This is a genomic window from Delftia sp. 11MD (assembly GCF_050907895.1).
GTDB classification, from domain to species: domain Bacteria; phylum Pseudomonadota; class Gammaproteobacteria; order Burkholderiales; family Burkholderiaceae_C; genus Comamonas; species Comamonas tsuruhatensis.
This window is the reverse complement of the sequence record NZ_CP194333.1, coordinates 3,380,125-3,396,997: the sequence shown is the minus strand read 5'-3', so window position 1 is coordinate 3,396,997 and position 16,873 is coordinate 3,380,125. Positions and strand designations below refer to the sequence as shown.

Here is a 16,873-nt window from a genome sequence, read left to right as displayed (position 1 = left end):
CCTTGGGCGCGCGTTCAGGCGGCCTGCTGGCGCTGCAGCTCCTGGAGCGTGCGGCGGTAAATGTTCTTGAGGGGCTCGATGTCGGCCACCACGATGTGCTCGTCGATCTTGTGGATGCTGGCGTTGGGCGGGCCCACTTCCACGACCTGGCTGCAGATCTGGGCGATGAAGCGGCCGTCGCTGGTGCCGCCCGTGGTGGACAGCTCGGTCTCCAGGCCGGTCTCGGCGCGGATGGCCGCCTGCACGGCATTCACCAGCGTGCCCGGCGTGGTCAGGAAGGGCTGGCCGCCGATGGTCCAGGCCAGCTCGTACTCCAGTCCATGGCGGTCCAGCACGGCGTGCACGCGCTGCTGCAGCGATTCGGCCGTGGACTCGGTGCAGAAACGGAAGTTGAAGTCGATGGTCACATGGCCGGGGATGACGTTGGATGCGCCCGTGCCGCCATGCATGTTGCTGATCTGCCAGCTGGTGGGCGGGAAGAAGGCGTTGCCCTCGTCCCAGCGCGTGGCGGCCAGTTCGGCCAGGGCCGGCAGGGCCTGGTGGATGGGGTTGCGCGCCAGCTGCGGGTAGGCGATGTGGCCCTGGATGCCCTTGACGGTGAGGCGTCCGCTCATGGTGCCCCGGCGGCCGTTCTTGATCATGTCGCCCGTGCGGTCCACGGAGGTGGGCTCGCCCACGATGCACCAGTCCAGGCGCTCGCCGCGCTCGCGCAGCAGCTCGACCACGACCTTGGTGCCGTCCACCGAAGGGCCTTCCTCGTCGCTGGTCAGCAGCAGGGCAATGTCGAAGGAGGGAGTTGGCGTCTCGGCCAGGAACTCCTCCAGTGCCACGACAAAGGCGGCGATGGAGGTCTTCATGTCGCTGGCGCCGCGGCCGTACAGCTTGCCGTCGCGGTGCGTGGGCACGAAGGGCGGGCTGTTCCACTGCTCCAGGGGGCCGGTGGGCACCACGTCGGTATGACCGGCAAAGACCAGCACGGGCCGGTCGGTGCCTGCGCCGGAGCGCCTGGCCCAGAGATTGCGCACGCGAAAGCTGTCTGGGCCGCTGTCGATGCGCTCGCAGGCAAAGCCCATGGGCAGCAGGGCATCGGCCAGGAGTTCAAGGCAGCCGGCGTCTTCCGGGGTCACGGATGGCAGGCTGATCAGCTGCTCGGTCAGTTGCAAGGTGCGGGACATGGTGGGAAGGTCAAAAAACAAAAAAGTCGGAGGGCTGGCTGGCGCCAGCGTGCTCCGACATTGTGAACGCTGCAGGCCCGGCCGTTCAGTTCGGCTTGACTTCCAGCATGATTTCGGTGAACGAGGGCATGTCGTCCTCGCCGGGCGTGGCCAGTTCGGCGAACTGGCTGGACGGCGCGGCATGGCCGGCCTTGACCACGTCGTTTTCCAGGCGCCACATCAGGTTGGTGGGCGAGTCGGCAAAGGCCAGTCCCTCGGCGCGGTCGATGCGGCCCGAGCGGATCAGCTGGGCCAGCGCCTCTTCAAAGGTCTGCGAGCCTTCGGCCATGGATTTCTCCATGGCCTCCTTGACGCCCGAGAAGTTGCCGCGCTCGATCAGGTCGGCGATCAGCTTGGTGTTGAGCATCACCTCGACGGCCGGCATGCGGCCGCCATCCACGGTGCGCACCAGGCGCTGGGAGATCACGCCCTTGAGCGCTGCCGACAGCTCGCCCAGCATGGTCGGCCGGATTTCCTCGGGGAAGAAGGACAGGATGCGGTTGAGCGCGTGGTAGCTGTTGTTGGCGTGCAGCGTGGCAAGGCACAAATGGCCCGACTGCGCAAAGCCCATGGCCGAGGACATGGTCTCGCGGTCGCGGATCTCGCCGATCAGGATCACGTCGGGCGCCTGGCGCAGCGCATTCTTGAGCGCAACCTGCAGCGATGCCGTGTCGGATCCCACTTCGCGCTGGTTGACGATGGAGCGCTTGTTGCGGAACTGGTATTCGATGGGGTCCTCGATGGTGAGGATGTGGCCCGTGAGCTTTTCATTGCGCGCGTCGATCATCGAGGCCAGCGTCGTGCTCTTGCCCGAGCCCGTGGAGCCCACGACCAGCAGCAGGCCGCGCTTTTGCATGATCAGCTCGCCCAGCACGGGCGGCAGGTTCAGCGTGTCCATGGGCGGGATGTGCTGGGCGATGAAGCGGATCACCACGGCGCAGCTGCCGCGCTGGTGCATGGCGCTGACGCGGAAACGCCCCACGCCGCGCAGCGGCACGCCCATGTTGAGCTCGCCCGTCTCGTCCAGCTCCTGCAGGCGCTCGGCCGGCACGATCTCGGCCAGCAGGCTGCGCGGCGCATCGGGCGGCAGCAGCTGGTTGTTGATGGGGACGCATTCGCCGTTGATCTTGATCAGCGCCGGCGCGTTGACCGCCAGGTAGACGTCGGACGCCTGCTTCTCGCCCATCAGGCGCAAAATCCTCTCCATCGTGCCCATGTGTTCCCCCAAATTCGTGTGCTGTAGCTGTTCTTGGATCGTTGTCACGCGCTTTTGACGTGAAACGGGCGTCCGCTGCCTGGTGGCCGGGGACGCCCTCGAGAGTATGCCTTGGTCCATCCCCTGAACAGGGGATGTTTTGGCGCCGCAACCACGCCTTTGGCGCGGTCCGGATGCAGGTCAATCGCGCAGCAGGTCGTTCAGGCTCGTGGTGGAGCGTGTCTTGGCATCGACCTTCTTGACGATGATGGCGGCGTACATGCTGTAGCGGCCGTTGTCCTTGGGCAGGTTCCCCGACACCACCACCGAGCCGGCGGGCACGCGGCCGTAGCTGGTCTCGCCGGTCGCACGGTCATAGATGGGAGTGGACTGGCCGATGTACACGCCCATGGAGATCACCGAGTTCTCTTCCACGATCACGCCTTCGACGATTTCGGAACGCGCGCCGATGAAGCAGTTGTCCTCGATGATGGTCGGGTTGGCCTGCAGCGGCTCCAGCACGCCGCCCAGGCCCACGCCGCCGGACAGGTGCACGTTCTTGCCGACCTGGGCGCAGGAGCCCACGGTGGCCCAGGTGTCGACCATGGTGCCTTCGTCCACGTAGGCGCCGATGTTCACGTAGGAGGGCATCAGGATGGCGCCCTTGGCCACGAAGCTGCCACGGCGGGCCACGGCCGGAGGCACGACGCGCACGCCGGTGGCGGCGATCTCGGCCTCGGTCATGCCGGCGAACTTGGTGGGCACCTTGTCGAAGAAGTTCAGGTCGCCGGACTGCATCAGCACGTTGTCCTTGAGGCGGAAGGACAGCAGCACGGCCTTCTTGATCCACTGGTGCACGGTCCACTGGCCCACGCCTTCGCGCGTGGCCACGCGCAGCTGGCCGTTGTTCAGGGCTTCGATCACGTGGTCCACGGCCTCGGTCACTTCCTTGGGCGCGGCAGCGGGGGAGAGGCTGGCACGGTTGTCCCAGGCGGTGTCGATGATGGATTGCAGCTGTTGCGTCATATGGCTTTGGTGATCAAAGGGTTTGTGAGGAAAGGGGTGGCCAGGCGTGGCTCAGCGCTGGCGTGATTCTATGAATTGTGCAATGCGCTGGGCCGCCTCCAGGCATTCGGCGGTCTCGGCCACCAGGGCCATGCGCACGCGCCCGGCGCCCGGATTGCGGCCATTGGCCTCGCGCGCCAGGTAGCTGCCGGGCAGCACGGTCACGCCGGTGGCGGCATACAGCTCGCGGGCAAAGTCGGCGTCGTCCAGGCCCAGCGATTCGGGAATGCCGGCCCACAGGTAGAAGCTGGCATCGGGCAGGCGCACATCCATCACGCGCGCCAGCACGGGGGTGACCTGGTTGAACTTTTCGCGGTACAGGCGGCGGTTTTCCTCGACATGGGCCTCGTCGGCCCAGGCCGCGATGCTGGCCGTCTGCACCACGGGGCTCATGGCGCCGCCGTGGTAGGTGCGGTACAGCAAAAAGGCCTTGATCAGGGCCGCATCGCCCGCCACGAAACCGCTGCGCAGGCCAGGCACATTGCTGCGCTTGGACAGGCTGGTGAACATCAGCAGGTTCTTGTAGTCCGTGCGGCCCAGGCGCTGCGCGGCTTCCAGTCCGCCCAGTGGAGGCGTGCCGTCGAAGTAGATCTCGCTATAGCACTCGTCGCTGGCAATCACGAAGCCATGGCGGTCGGACAGCGCAAACAGCTTTTCCCATTCGGCCAGCGGCATCACCGCGCCTGTGGGGTTGCCGGGAGAGCACACGAAGATCAGCTGGGTCTTTTCCCACACGTCGGCGGGAACGCTGTCCCAGTCCACCGCGAAATTGCGCGCAGCATCGCTGGGGGCGTAGTACGGCTGGGCGCCGGCCAGCAGGGTGGCGCCTTCGTAGATTTGATAGAACGGGTTGGGGCAGATCACGCGCGCGCCGTCCTGGCTGGCGTCCACCACGACCTGGGTGAAGGAGAACAGGGCCTCGCGCGAGCCGTTGACCGGCAGCACCTGGGCGGCGGCGTCCAGCGCAATGCCGTAGCGCTGGCGCGCCCACTGGGCGCAGGCTTCGCGCAGCGCGGGCTCGCCGGCGGTGGCCGGGTACTTGGCCAGGCCGCCCAGGTCGGCGCTCAGCGCCTGTTCGATGAAGGGCGGCGTGGCATGGCGGGGCTCTCCGATGCCAAGGCTGATGGGGCGCACGCCCGCCGGTGGCTGGACCCCGGCGAACAGTTTGCGAAGACGCTCAAACGGGTAGGGCTGGAGTCGGGAGAGCAGGGGATTCATGGGCTCGCATTATGGATTGATGCGCTTTCGGCATGCCATTGTCACAGGGGACTGCGGGTCTGCACGCTGGCTTTTTTGCATTCTGTTACCTATTCTGGCATGGTCTCGACTGGGGCCATGCCAACTCGTGTGGCGGGGCCTCGCAAACGGTGAATTCCAGATACCAATGACAAGAGAGGCAGACAGCTATGCAGGCAGGCGCTGGCATGGAAAAAGATGGAAGCAGGCATCGTAAGCATACATCCGGCCCAGGTGCCGGCTTCCTCGTATGCACGGTGTGGGCATTGGCGGGACCGGCGCTGGCGTTGGTGGCCGATTCGATGGGCCTGGGGCCCTGGGTTTGGGCAGCCTTGCTGCTGTGGGCCGGGCTGCTGCTGGGCGGCATGCACAGGCTCTGGTCGCGGGTGATCGGCGAGCGCGAATTGCTGCAGCAGGCCATGCAGGGCATCGCCCAGGGAGACCTGAGCCAGCGCGTGGCCGTGGAGGCTGCGGCCTCCCAGGAGGGCGCAGGCGACGTCCAGACGCCCAAGGCCTTGCTGGGCGGCATGGTGACCTCGCTGTCGGGCATGGTGGCCGATGTGCGCAGCAATGCGGCCCTGGTGGCGCAGGCCGGGCAACAACTGGTGAACGAGCACCAGGCGCTGTCCGATCGCACCGAGCTGCAGGCCACCAACCTGGCCCAGACCGTGGTCAGCGTGGAGCAGTTGAGCAGCGCCGTGCAGCACAACGCCGATGTGGTGGGCGTGGTCCATCACCAGGCCAGCGCCGTGCGCGGCGCCGCCGATGAAGGCGTGGTGGCCATGGGCCGCGCCGTGGAGTCGGTGGAGACCATTGAAAGCAGCGCCGGCCGCATGCGCGAGATCATCGGTGTGATCGACGGCATTGCGTTTCAGACCAACATCCTGGCGCTGAACGCGGCCGTGGAGGCGGCGCGTGCGGGCGAGCAGGGCCGCGGCTTTGCCGTGGTGGCCAGCGAGGTGCGCTCCCTGGCCGGCCGCTCGGCTGAGGCGGCCCGCGAGATCCGCCACCTGATCGGCGATGCGCTGGCCCAGGTGGAGCACAGCACCGAGTTGATCCGCACGGCCGGACGTGGCATGGAGCGCGTGACCGAAGGCATCCGCCAGGTGGCCGAGCACATGGGCGAGCTCTCGCAATCGACCGGCAGCCAGAGCACGGGCCTGGCCGAGATCAGCCGCGCCGTGCACCAGATCGACGAGATCACCCAGCACAACGCGCAGATGGTGGGCCACGCGCTGGACCAGGCACGCGCGCTGCAGCAGCGCGCGCAGATGCTGTCAGGGGCGGTGTCGCGCTTTCGGCTGCAGCAGGGCACGGCGGAGGAGGCCGTGGCCCTGGTCGAGTCGGCCCTGGGCCTGGCGCGGCGCGGAGTGGCCACCGAGGCACTGCTGGCCGCCGTGAACGACCCCGGCCAGCCCTTCCATGACCGCGATATGTACGTTTTCGCCCTGGCCGCCGACGGCAGCTACCGCGCCTTTGGCGGCAACCCTGCGCGTGTGGGCGTGCGCGTGCAGGAGCTGCCAGGCGTGCGGGGTGAGCAGCTGCTGGCCGACATCATTGCCCAGGCCGAGCGCGGCCCAGGCTGGGTGGAGTACGACTTCAGAAACCCTGCCACGCAACAGGTACAGACCAAGATGTCCTTCGTCTGCAAGCATGGCGGGCTGTACTGGGGATGCGGCGTCTACAAGAGTCTGGCGCTGGCGGCCTAGCCTTGGCCTGGAAGGCAGACTGCCGCCTGGCGGGCTTCACTGGCACGCGTTCGGCGATGAACCGCCGCCCGCGCGCTGGGCACGTGCGCGGGCCAGGATGGCGGCGATGGTGGCCTGCTTGCTCTCGGCCACGGGAGGTGCGGGGCAGGGTGCTTGAGGGCTGGCGTCGTCGGCTGCTGCCTGCTCTGCCTGCGCAAGAGGCGTCGCTGCCCGGCTTGCACTCAAACGCTCGCGCTCCACTTCACGCTCGCGGTGCAGCACATAGCGCTGGCGCGCATGCTCGGCCTGCTGGGGGCTCCAGGCAGACCAGCCTGTGGCCGGGCCGCTGGCGTTGTGCAGTTCGATGCAATCGACCGGACACACGGGAATGCACAGTTCGCATCCCGTGCAGTGGGCTGCGATCACCGTGTGCATGAACTTGTTGGCCCCCAGGATGGCATCCGTGGGGCAGGCCTTGATGCACAGGGTGCAACCGATGCACCAGGCCTCGTCGATCACGGCCACGGTGCGCGGGGCTTCCATGCCGTGCTCGGCGCTCAGCGCAACAATAGGCCGACCCGTCAATGCGGCCAGCCGTTCCACGCCCGCAGCGCCGCCCGGTGGGCACTGGTTGATGCCAGCCTCGCCCGAGGCCACGGCCTGGGCGTAGCTGGCGCAGTCAGGGTAGCCGCAACGCGTGCACTGCGTCTGCGGCAGCGCGGCGTCTATGCGCGCTGCCAGATCGTCGCGGGCGAGCATGGCGGTGGAGGACATGGCGTGGCGGGCTTGCTCGGGAATCAGCCTGCCTGCACCTTGGCGCCACGCTTGCGTGGCTGCTCGGCGGCCGTTGGCGCGTCATCGCTCAGGCTGCTGGCATGGCCTGCAGCGCTGGCGGCGGTGGCGCTCTCGGGCTGGTGGGTGCTGATGAATTCGCGCACCTGCGGATAGACGATCTCTCGCCAGCGGCGGCCGCTGAAAATCCCGTAGTGTCCCGCGCCCGGCACTTCAAGGTGCCTGCGCTGATCCGCGGCAATGCCCGTGCACAGATCGTGCGCAGCCCGCGTCTGGCCGGAGCCGGAGATGTCGTCCAGCTCGCCCTCGATGGTCAGCAGGGCGCTGCCCTTGATGTCCTGCGGGCGCACCAGTTCAACCTTGTCCTCGGGCGAACGCACTTCCCAGGTGCCATGGACCAGCTTGTAGTCCTGGAACACCGTGGCGATGGTCTCGAGGTAGTAGTCGGCATCCATGTCGAGCACGGCGTTGTACTCGTCATAGAACTTGCGGTGGTGCTCGGCGCTGGCGTCGTCACCCTTGATCAGGTCCTTGAAGTAGTCGTAGTGGCTCTTGGCGTGGCGATCCGGGTTCATGGCCACGAAGCCCGAGTACTGCAGGAAACCGGGGTAGACGCGGCGACCCACGCCCGGATAGCCTTCGGGCACGCGGTAGATCACATTGTTCTCGAACCACTCGAAGCTGCGGTTCTGCGCCAGGTTGTTCACCGAGGTCGGCGAGCGGCGCGCATCGATGGGGCCGCCCATCATGGTCATGGACAGCGGAGGCGTCTCGCCACGGCTGGCCATCAGCGACACGGCAGCCAGCACCGGCACCGTGGGCTGGCAGACGCTGACCACATGGCACTGGCCGTACTTGCCCTGCAGGTAGCGGATGAACTCCTGCACATAGTTCACGTAGTCGTCGAGGTGGAACTCGCCATCGGCCAGCGGCACCAGGCGGGCGTTCTTCCAGTCGGTGATGTAGACCTTGTGGTCGCCCAGCATGCTTTGCACCGTATCGCGCAGCAGCGTGGCGTAGTGGCCCGACAGCGGCGCCACGATCAGCACCACGGGCTGGCTCAGCATGGTCTGCAGTGTCTCGGTGTCGTCGGAGAAGCGCTTGAAGCGGCGCAGCTCGCAAAACGGCTTGTCCACTTCGACCCGCTCGCGGATCGTCACGTCCACGCCGCCGACATCGACGCTGCGCAGGTTGAACTCGGGCTTTTCGTAATCCTTGCCCAGGCGGTAGAACAGGTCGAACCCGGCGGCCATGCGCTGGGACATCGGACCCTGGCTCAGCAGCGAGTGGGGGTTGCTGTAGAGCTTGGCTGCAGCCTGCGCGAAATCGGCAAAGGGCTCGACCATGGCGCGCTGGATTTCGTAGAGCTGATAGAGCATGGATACAAGGGGTTGTTTGGATTTGTTGCAGTGCAATATATCAGCAGCACGCTAAGAAAATTGGTAGTAAAACCCCTCTAATGCTGTCGCTTAAGTGATAGCTTGACTGATGGTTGTAAGCTGGCGGCCGCCCAGCCCCCGGCATTCCTGCAATGCAGTGCGGCGCGCTAGGCGGCAAGCGCCGCTTCGGCCGGTTTGGTGCGCGCAAGCCGCATCACCTCTGAAGGCGGCAACTGCTTGAACTGGTGGTTGCTCCACACCTGGCGCCAGCGCCGCGCACCTGCCAGCCCGTTGCGCAACCCCAACATATGGCGGGCTATCGAATACCAGTGCGTGCCGTGCGTGCGCGCCTCTCGCTCCATGTAGGCCACCATCTGCTCCTCGATGGACTCGCGCGTGTGCTCCACGCCAGCATCGCCGTAGTACAGCGCATCCCACGAGGCCAGCCACCAGGGGTTGTGATAGGCCTCACGCCCCACCATCACGCCATCGACCTGCTGCAGCAGCTCCTGCACGGTGGCGTCGGACTTGATGCCGCCATTGATGGCAATGGTCAGCTGCGGAAAATCCTGCTTGAGCCGGGCCACGATCTCGTAGCGCAGCGGCGGGATCTCGCGGTTTTCCTTGGGAGACAAGCCTTTGAGCCAGGCATTGCGTGCGTGAACGATGAACACGCGGCATCCCGCATCGGCCACCGTGCCCACGAAGTCACGCACGAATCCGTAGCTCTCGTCCTTGTCGATGCCGATGCGGTGCTTCACCGTGACAGGCACGTCCACCACATCCACCATGGCCTTCACGCAATCGGCCACCAGCGGCGCCTCGTTCATCAGGCAGGCGCCAAATGCACCGCGCTGCACCCGCTCGCTGGGGCAGCCGCAGTTCAGATTGATCTCGTCATATCCCCACTGCGCTCCCAACCGCGCAGCCTGCGCCAGATCCGACGGCTCGCTGCCGCCGAGCTGCAACGCCACCGGATGCTCCTCGGCCTCGAACCGCAGATGCCGTGGCACATCACCGTGCAGCAGTGCGCCCGTGGTCACCATCTCGGTATACAGCAGGGTATGGCGGCTCAGCAGTCGGTGCAGGTAGCGGCAGTGCTTGTCAGTCCAGTCCATCATGGGCGCAACGGACATGCGCCACATGCTGGCAGGTGCTTGGTTTTCTACGTTTGTCATTGATCTGATTGGGTTTTTTGCTCTGGCGTCGTTGTCTGGTTCTTCGCCATCCAACCCCGTTTTTGCTGATTTTCTCGCTGGCTTTGCCACATCCTTCACCTGTCGCAAAACAGATGGGACCATCACTTCACGCAAGCGCACGGATGGCTTGCTTGCCCGCTTGCCTGCACCGCACAGATCCGGCTGATGGAGAACGGCACGTTTGTCCACCGCGAAAGCCAGGCCTACCGTCGGAAAGTGCTGGCCAATGGGTGGCTGCGCAGGCGCGAGCACGAGATGGACCGGGAGCACGCTTCTGGCCAGGCGCCAGGCCGTGCGCAAGAAAATTTCAGTGGGGGAGCCACAGCGGGATTATGTCAGTGCGGTCAAAAACGTGACTGAGTGGGGCCGTTGCAAAAAGGCCGGCATCGCGCGACTGCAGGCCTCTGGTCGGGCCGACCTCCAGGCCGCCAAGCTCACGGTGCAGGATCTGATGGGCCACACCAAGAAGCGGCGCACGGAAGACGAGGCCGGCCCGCCGCCGTGCTCAATGACATGGTGTGGCTGCGCCAGGTCTTCCTGCATGCTTCGGCCGCGCGCGGCATTGATGCGCCGCTGCAGGTGCTGGACCGCGCCAGGCTCAAGCTGCTGCGCACGCGGGTGCCCGCCTACGCGGCCGGGCTTCAAGCGTGGCCGACAAGACTGCCTTGAATCCAAGTGAGAGCTCTCCCTGGAGCAAATTTCATCCATTGCGCGAAACTGGGGTAATGGTAGCTAGATGTAAGTGAGTGGCGAGAAGCGGATAAATTTGATCTTCATTCATTTGGTGTTGGTAAAGAATTTCTATCTGCACATTGCTTTTCGATGGCATATTGGCGAGGCCATGCATCGAATAAGACAAATGGAGGCACGCCAAATGAATGTTAGAGAGAGGCAAGAATCATTCGCGCCGCAATCGCGGTTGCAAGCATTGATGGTTGATTGCGAGGTGGAAGATTTTTCAGGGTTGGGCCTGTTGCTCGGTCAGGCTGGATATGATATGCGAATGGCGGCAAGTGCGCCGGAAGCGTTGGCTGAGTTTGCTGGTGGACGAATTGACTTGTTGATATGCAATACGCGTGTAATTGACAAGGATGGTGGGCAGTGGCTGGAAAATCTCGTTGGGCAGTCCCCTGATCTGTTCGTGATTTTTCTTTCGGAATGCAGTCCTGTGGCAATTACGAAAGGCCTTGGTCGGTTGCTGGGCTTGCACCGCCATATAGTCAAACCTTGGAATAGTGAGCAATTTTTGGCTGTCATTGAGCAACTGAATGATCAAAAAATTACACGCTATGAGAATATTCGGCTAGAGCAAAAAAATAGAGCGCTGACGAAGGAGTTGGCAGAACTAAATGCAGCTGTTGAGCTGACTGCCCATGAGCATGACGACGAATTGTTGGAGGCGCATAGGAAACTTAAAAAAAGCTTCGTCGCATCGATCCGAATGTTTTCAAATCTGCTTGAGTGGCGAGGGGGGATACTTGCCGGACATTCAAGACGCGTTGCGGATCTAACCCGCCGAACCGCAAGTATTATGCAGCTAAGTGAAGCAGAGCAGCAGAATGCTTTTGTCGCTGCGCTCATTCATGATATCGCTCATATTACTCTTCCCGATGGGATGTTAAGCAAGCCCGTCCCAAGTTTAAGTCATGAGGAACTGGATAAGTATAGAAACCATAGCAGTTTGGGAGAGCAACTGCTTCTGTCGATAGATGATGCGCATCTTGTCGCTACTCTCGTCAGGTCTCACCATGAGCGATTCGATGGGGCAGGTTACCCTGATGGCCTAAAGGGGAAGGATATTCCAATAGGTGCTCGCATAATTGCGGTTGCTGATTTTTACGATGACCTGATGGTGGGGCATTTGAGCAGTAAGCCGCTAACTTGCGCAGAGGCAAGAACGCTCATTTCGCATAGTAGAGGAGCACAATTTGATCCAGAGGTTGTGGATGCTTTCTTGCAAATTGTGATTCAGGCGACCCCTGCTCCCGACCCGGCTCCAATTAATGTTCCCTGTTCAGAATTGAGGCCAGGGATGATTTTGGCTCAAGACTTCGTATCGAGGGAAGGCTTGGTCTTGCTTACAGCAGGTCGAGTTTTGACGCCAGAGTTGATACGCAGAATGCAATTACGTGTTGATCTTGGTCGAAAGTTTCCAATTCGTGCTGTAGCGACGGCTGTTTGATTGGATTGAGTAATTATTTTGGTCTGGACTTGGTCCAGTTTTTTATAGCCTTCGCTCTCTGGTTGTTTTTGAGAATTTGAGTAGAATTTCTCCATTGGTTGTAATTGCTTGTTTTTCTGATATGTCAGCTATAAGTGAAGGCGGTACTTCTGTTGAATACAGCTTGTTTTTGCTTATTCTGTATAAAATCCTCGTTTTTCCGACTATGAATTCATCTCCTTCGATTATTCCTATATACCGGCCATTTTTTGTATAGGCTTTCCACCATCCGCCTTCGATCAATTTATGCCTCGCTGTGCTGTGATTTATTATTGGCGCCACCATGCCAATTCTTGAGCATGAAATGTTATTATGAAAGCCGCTCGATATTTCAATTGATGCAAAATTTGACAAAGTAATTGATTTTGATAATTTATTATCAAAATCACGCTTGGCAAGAGTAATATCTGGATATACGTGGAAACACGGATGGTCACTTGGCGTAAATCTCGACGTCGTGCCTACCAAGGCTGCCACCTTCGGCAGGATGAGCAAGGAACACATGCAGGCGCCGCAGTGGGAGCGCATCAAGCGGGATTGCTGGGGCCGGTCCTCGCTGCGCGTCCGTAGGACTCTCGCCACCGGAATCTTGCCCAGGGACCGACAGCCTGCAGCCTGTTGCTGGCACACCATGACAGCTCTGAAGCAACAGGAGCAATGAATGGCGATTTCAGAAAAGATCCAGGACCTGCGCAAGTGGGACGACTCTCGCAAGGGATTCACGGGAGAGCATTGGCTGGTGCTCGGTGCCGGCCTCTTGGCGCTGCGCCATGCCCGGCGCGCGGAAAGTGGCATGGGCCGCCTTGTGAGTGGTGCGCTGGGCACGGCACTGATAGCGCGCGCAGCCACGGGCCGCGACGGTGTATTGGGAACGGCAGGACGATTGGCTGCAAAGCCCACGCTGGCCGAGCGCCTGCTGATCGCCGCGCGCCGCCTGTAGACGCCCGGACAAAGGAAAGGCCCGCAGTTGCGGGCCTTGCTTTTTCAAGTCAGGCCTGCATCAGCGCTGGCGGCGCATGCGGCGCAGGCCGAATATTGCCAGCAGGGCAGACATCAGGATGGCGCCCCATTCGCTGAGCGTGGGAACGGCTGCTGCGCCGCCTGTTGGGGCTGCTGCCAGCACGGGCACGAGCGGATCGGCGATCACGCCCACGGCAGGGTTGGTGTCACCAGGGCCGTTGTCCGTGATGGTGTAGGTCACCGTGGTGCGCGCGCTGTCCACGATCACGTTCAGCGCGGTCGCAGGGTCAAACCAGCCGCCGACACCATCGGGCTTGCGGAACTGCACGCCTTCGGGGAGAGCGCTGGGATAGGTGAGAGTCATCGTCACAGATCCGGTGCAGTTTTCGGCGCTGAAAGCGAACTGTCCGCTGGGCGCTTGCAGGTTCGGTGGGGTGGAGGTCACAGGTCCGAAGCCGCCGCCAGGTTGCAGCGTGCAAGTGGTGCCGCCGCCGGACATCGTGGCAGACGGTATGCCGGTCATGCCAGGCACGCTGCCGGGCGCGCTCACCAGTTGCAGTTTGCGTGGCGTGGCTTGTGTGCTTGCAGAGGCTGCACCGGTTGTCCCGTTGGAGGCTGCGACCGTGAAGTTATAGGTGAAGCCATTGCTCAGGCCAGCCACGACGATGGGGGATGTCGTTCCTTGCTGAGTGATCACGCCAGGCGCACCGGGCACGGCCACGGGGGTCGCGATCACGGTATAGCCTGTGATGGGCGCGCCGCCATTGGAAGCAGGTGCAGTGAAGGTTACCGTAGCCTGCCCGTCGTCTGCAGCGATGTTGCCGATGGTGGGGGCTCCGGGTGCCGCTGCATTCACCATGAAGGTTTGAGACACCTGTGATGCAGGCAGGTAGCTTGCGTTACCACTTTGGTTCGCATCAACGGTGCAAGAGCCTGTGTTCACAAAAGTCAGCGTGCCGCCCGTGGTGACCGTGCACACCGCAGTTGTGTTTGCGCTGAAGGCCACCGGCAGGCTGGAGCTGGCCGTCGCGGTCAGTGTTGGCGTTGTGCCGAAAGTTTGGTCGCCGGGGTTTGGGAACGTGATGTTCTGGTTTTGCTGTCCATTCACCAGTACGCCGGTCGTGGCGCCTACGTTCGCCAAATTCAGCACAACGTTGGTGCCACCGCTCGTCATCGTGCTCCCATTGAGATCGATAGCGGTTCCTAACGACACTCCATTTGCGTCAACATCACCTGGCTGCACGGTATATATGAAGGTCAGGGCGGAGCTGTTGCTGCCACCGACGAAGTTCGCTTGCCGCAGAGTTGAACCAATCGTCAAAGGAATTGAGGGTGTGCCGCCAGCTGTGACGGTCACGGGAGCGCTGTAGGTCACAGTGAACTGCAGGTTCTGTCCAGCACTATAGGTTCCGTCGGGGGGAACACTTACTGATTGCACTGAGGCGGCAGGAGCTACAAGCGTGTAGCTCAGCGTGGTTTGGCAGGCTTTGGAGTCTGTGATGGTCACCGAATATTGACCGGGAGCCAGTCCTGTCGCGGTTGCCGCTGCGCCACCGGAGGGGGTCCATGAGTAAGCGTAGCCAGGAGTCCCCCCTGTCGCGACAACTGTTGCGCTACCGTTGTTGCCTCCAACGGGATTGATCTGCGACTGCGTGCCTGACAATGTTTCAGGCTGTCCAACGGTCGTAGACGCTGTTCCTTGCAGGCCGTTATTGTCAGTAACCGTAACTGTATAGGTGCCTGCTGTGAGCCCTGTTGCGGTAGCGTTTGTGCCTCCAGAGGGGCTCCATGAGTAGCTGAAGGGCGCAACACCGTTCTGGGTGATTTGGGCAGTGGCCGTGCCGTTGTTTGCCCCGTTACAAGAGGCATCGGTGTGGGACGCGGACAAGATCAGCTGTGCGCTTGCAGAGCCGGCGTAGGTGACAAGAGCAAAGATGCCGCCTAGCACCCCTGTGCGGAAAGCCCCAGAAGACATGTTGTTCCCTTACTTTGGAGATCGGCGCAATCTCTCTAGCTCTGTTTGCTGAACTTTTGTTTGATGACCAAACGCGCTGCAAATTGTATGAATTTGTGTATATTGTGTCTATCACTGAAACTTGGTAGTTACTCCGGCTAGGCGGCCTGGCCCTGCGGTGGTCGTCCTAAGCCTGCCAGCTTCGGGGGATGAGCACGGAATACAAGCAGTTTCAGCAGTGGGAACGCATCGAGCTGGACTACAGGGCCGGCATCAAGGGCCTGAGGCAGATCGCAGCAGAGCAGAACATCAGCCAGGGGGGCGATCCGCAAGGCGCTGAGCGTGATGAATGGAGCTGGGTGCTGTCGGAGCGCATCCAGGACAAGGCCGAGCAGTCGGTACGCAAGGAGGCGGTACGCAGCGAGGTCTGCGCGGAACGCAGGGCGTCCGAGCGGCCCACGGCCCTTGTGCGCTCACTGCGACGGCCAAGAAATACGGCAGGACTGAGAGCCATTATTCGAACTCTTCGGCGCCCGAGGAATGATCGTTTCTGAATGGCAGGCTTCGCTTGAGAATAGATCCGCAGGTGGTGATGACTGGACAAAGCGTCAACTTCCGGAGGGTGCTCTGAGGCTATATTCCGTCTGCGGGAAGCTGCGTTCGTAACTTGAACGCATGCGCCTGGGAGGGCGTTTCATGCGTGCGCCTGAAGCTGTGTCAAGGCTTGCGATAAATATTCAGAGGAAATTGGCAATGGGTATCGCTTTTCGTCAGACTGAAATCAACATCAAGATTGCCAAGAAGCAAGGCAAGGAGATTTCCAAGCTTCTGCAGGACAAGGGATGGATTGCCGAGGATATGCCGTTGGATGCCGCAATGGCAGCTATTGGCTGGCATGGAAAATATCAAAAAACTCTGCTAATAATTGATGAGATTGATGTTGATAAAATAACCAAACAGGTATCCGAACAGTTTGAGGCGCTGGCTTCTTTTGTGCGAGATGGAAGCTTCGTCCGTTTTGAATCAGAGGAGAGCAGTAAAGACTACGCTCTATGTGTTTTCGAAGGGGGCAAGGCTCATGGCTATGGATGGTTGGGAACCCATGAAAAGACCGCAGTGGTTGCCGCCATCGGAACTGTGCCCAGCGGTCCATGGAATGAGTATATTCATGACGAATCGCCTTCCCGAGAGAAGCTGACAGATCACCGCTATTGGGCAGTGGTGGCTTGGGAAATGGCAGAAAATATTCAGTTCATTGCCCGGAGTTCCACGAGCTTCAGTGCCAAAGACAAGGATCTATCTTACTGGATCATCCGGGCTTGTGAGGAGGCAAAAACCTCCCTGATCGGGAAACGTCCTCTCCTTGTTCAGGATATCCAGATGTATGAGAAGGGTGTGAGCCAGGTTCCGCAGCGCATTACGAGCGATGTACATGAAATGAAACTGCGCTGGCTAAAAGTGCCGCGCAAGAAGTTGGCAGCGCTGGATTTTGACATCAATGCTGATGAGCTACAGGAGCTTCTCCGTTATCGTGATACTTTTGCGCCAGGGAAAGAGTTCTTGGTTGATGGGCAGGAGGGTGTATATCAACCTGAAGTACTTGAATTCCTAGAATACCTGCGTGGAGCATCTTGGTTTCAGCAGCTTTGCAAGCTGGCGAAGGATGGCGAGAAACGTATGGAGATCATTACGGAATTTCACGGGCTGATGTCTGATGTAATGGAGTCTGCCGATATGAAGGAGCTTTTGTTTAATCTGCATTGGAGCGCTTCCGCTGAGAAGGGAAGCGCTGCCCTCGTTCCTGGCGTTAGCAGTGAAGTGATTTCTTCGTATATGGCTGGCGAAATCTACAACGCAATGCAGAGAATCAGCCAACTGGCCGCGACAAAGTAAGGTTGCTGAGAGGCTTCTCTTGTAGGCGAAAGCACTCTGCTATCAACCGACCATGTGAAGCCTCAGTTAGCGAGCAT

General features: G+C 61.5%; 16 protein-coding genes and 1 pseudogene. 7 read left to right on the top strand and 10 right to left on the bottom strand.

The window, feature by feature from the left end:
* Positions 1–14: 14 nt before the first annotated feature.
* The 4 genes from dapE to dapC form a co-directional block, all read right to left on the bottom strand.
* Positions 15–1,175: a succinyl-diaminopimelate desuccinylase gene (gene dapE / locus ACRSCF_RS15415; RefSeq protein ID WP_034363910.1), complete on the bottom strand. Its 1,161-nt coding sequence runs from the start codon at positions 1,173–1,175 to the stop codon at positions 15–17.
* An 85-nt stretch (positions 1,176–1,260) separates the two neighbouring features.
* Positions 1,261–2,430, bottom strand: a complete 1,170-nt coding sequence (locus tag ACRSCF_RS15410; protein ID WP_016445943.1) for a PilT/PilU family type 4a pilus ATPase — start codon at positions 2,428–2,430, stop codon at positions 1,261–1,263.
* Positions 2,431–2,610: 180 nt separating this feature from the next.
* A complete protein-coding gene (gene dapD / locus ACRSCF_RS15405) occupies positions 2,611–3,435 on the bottom strand; it encodes a 2,3,4,5-tetrahydropyridine-2,6-dicarboxylate N-succinyltransferase (protein WP_012205450.1) in 825 nt (274 codons plus the stop codon).
* Positions 3,436–3,486: 51 nt separating this feature from the next.
* Positions 3,487–4,692 (bottom strand): succinyldiaminopimelate transaminase, encoded by a 1,206-nt coding sequence (gene dapC, locus ACRSCF_RS15400; protein ID WP_026062293.1) that lies wholly within the window; start codon positions 4,690–4,692, stop codon positions 3,487–3,489.
* 188 nt (positions 4,693–4,880) lie between these two features.
* Here dapC and ACRSCF_RS15395 point away from each other — a divergent pair, with 188 nt between their 5' ends.
* Positions 4,881–6,419, top strand: a complete 1,539-nt coding sequence (locus ACRSCF_RS15395; RefSeq protein ID WP_034363912.1) for a methyl-accepting chemotaxis protein — start codon at positions 4,881–4,883, stop codon at positions 6,417–6,419.
* Positions 6,420–6,455: 36 nt separating this feature from the next.
* Here the strand turns inward: ACRSCF_RS15395 and rsxB are convergent, their stop codons facing one another.
* From rsxB to dusA, 3 genes are all read right to left on the bottom strand, one after another.
* Positions 6,456–7,172 (bottom strand): electron transport complex subunit RsxB, encoded by a 717-nt coding sequence (gene rsxB / locus ACRSCF_RS15390; protein ID WP_154834383.1) that lies wholly within the window; start codon positions 7,170–7,172, stop codon positions 6,456–6,458.
* A gap of 23 nt (positions 7,173–7,195) precedes the next feature.
* Positions 7,196–8,569, bottom strand: coding sequence for a polyhydroxyalkanoate depolymerase (locus ACRSCF_RS15385; RefSeq protein ID WP_016445947.1), 1,374 nt, complete (start codon positions 8,567–8,569; stop codon positions 7,196–7,198).
* Between the two features lie 167 nt (positions 8,570–8,736).
* Positions 8,737–9,714, bottom strand: a complete 978-nt coding sequence (gene dusA / locus ACRSCF_RS15380; RefSeq protein ID WP_034363914.1) for a tRNA dihydrouridine(20/20a) synthase DusA — start codon at positions 9,712–9,714, stop codon at positions 8,737–8,739.
* Between dusA and ACRSCF_RS15375 the strand changes: the two genes are divergently transcribed.
* From ACRSCF_RS15375 to ACRSCF_RS15365, 3 genes are all read left to right on the top strand, one after another.
* Positions 9,704–9,934, top strand: a complete 231-nt coding sequence (locus ACRSCF_RS15375) for a hypothetical protein (protein WP_198818626.1) — start codon at positions 9,704–9,706, stop codon at positions 9,932–9,934. The two genes, dusA and ACRSCF_RS15375, sit on opposite strands and share 11 nt — an antisense overlap.
* Before the next feature lie 335 nt (positions 9,935–10,269).
* The gene (locus ACRSCF_RS15370; protein ID WP_156493777.1) at positions 10,270–10,437 is read left to right on the top strand and encodes a hypothetical protein; all 168 of its coding nucleotides are present in this window, start codon (positions 10,270–10,272) and stop codon (positions 10,435–10,437) included.
* Positions 10,438–10,534: 97 nt separating this feature from the next.
* Positions 10,535–11,950 (top strand): HD domain-containing phosphohydrolase, encoded by a 1,416-nt coding sequence (locus ACRSCF_RS15365; protein ID WP_244451681.1) that lies wholly within the window; start codon positions 10,535–10,537, stop codon positions 11,948–11,950.
* Between the two features lie 42 nt (positions 11,951–11,992).
* Here the strand turns inward: ACRSCF_RS15365 and ACRSCF_RS15360 are convergent, their stop codons facing one another.
* Positions 11,993–12,484 carry a hypothetical protein gene (locus ACRSCF_RS15360; RefSeq protein ID WP_324622244.1) on the bottom strand — a complete coding sequence of 164 codons (492 nt, stop codon included), beginning with the start codon at positions 12,482–12,484 and terminating at the stop codon, positions 11,993–11,995.
* Between the two features lie 166 nt (positions 12,485–12,650).
* Here ACRSCF_RS15360 and ACRSCF_RS15355 point away from each other — a divergent pair, with 166 nt between their 5' ends.
* Positions 12,651–12,929 (top strand): hypothetical protein, encoded by a 279-nt coding sequence (locus tag ACRSCF_RS15355; protein ID WP_016445950.1) that lies wholly within the window; start codon positions 12,651–12,653, stop codon positions 12,927–12,929.
* Positions 12,930–12,989: 60 nt separating this feature from the next.
* Here the strand turns inward: ACRSCF_RS15355 and ACRSCF_RS15350 are convergent, their stop codons facing one another.
* Both ACRSCF_RS15350 and ACRSCF_RS15345 read right to left on the bottom strand, forming a co-directional pair.
* Entirely contained in the window at positions 12,990–14,456 is a 1,467-nt protein-coding gene (locus ACRSCF_RS15350) for an IPTL-CTERM sorting domain-containing protein (protein ID WP_244451679.1), read from the bottom strand.
* A 57-nt stretch (positions 14,457–14,513) separates the two neighbouring features.
* Positions 14,514–14,924: pseudogene (locus ACRSCF_RS15345) on the bottom strand (hypothetical protein); the annotation flags it as partial.
* Between the two features lie 188 nt (positions 14,925–15,112).
* On the opposite strand from ACRSCF_RS15345, the gene ACRSCF_RS15340 reads away from it, so the two are divergent.
* A complete protein-coding gene (locus tag ACRSCF_RS15340; RefSeq protein WP_244451678.1) occupies positions 15,113–15,457 on the top strand; it encodes a hypothetical protein in 345 nt (114 codons plus the stop codon).
* 199 nt (positions 15,458–15,656) lie between these two features.
* The gene (locus ACRSCF_RS15335; protein WP_244451677.1) at positions 15,657–16,796 is read left to right on the top strand and encodes a hypothetical protein; all 1,140 of its coding nucleotides are present in this window, start codon (positions 15,657–15,659) and stop codon (positions 16,794–16,796) included.
* The last annotated feature ends 77 nt before the right edge of the window (positions 16,797–16,873 follow it).